Annotated in this window: 1 protein-coding gene; it reads left to right on the plus strand. The window is 81.6% G+C overall.

Features of this window, described 5'->3' with window-relative positions:
- On the plus strand, nt 1-261 hold a 261-nt coding region (locus MFF40_RS28510; protein WP_238263182.1), incomplete at both ends, for a hypothetical protein.

Below are 261 nucleotides of genomic sequence, written 5' to 3' on the forward strand. Positions count from 1 at the left end.
CTACGACGCGGTCGCGACCCTGTCGGCGCCCCAGGCCCGGGCGGCGTTCGCCGGGCTGGCCGGCGACGCCCATGCCGGGCTGGCCTCGACCGCCTTCGCCACGGCCGGCCTCAGCCGCGAGGCGGTGCTCGACCGGCTGCGCTGGGGCGGGGCCCCGGAGGCGCGCGACTACGGCGCCCTGCCGGCCGCCTACGCCGCCGACCGGCCCGGGGAGCCGGTGGAACCGGTGGCGGTCCCGGCGCGGGTGTTCGACCCGCGGAT

It is taken from the genome of Methylobacterium mesophilicum (assembly GCF_022179445.1).
GTDB classification, from domain to species: domain Bacteria; phylum Pseudomonadota; class Alphaproteobacteria; order Rhizobiales; family Beijerinckiaceae; genus Methylobacterium; species Methylobacterium mesophilicum.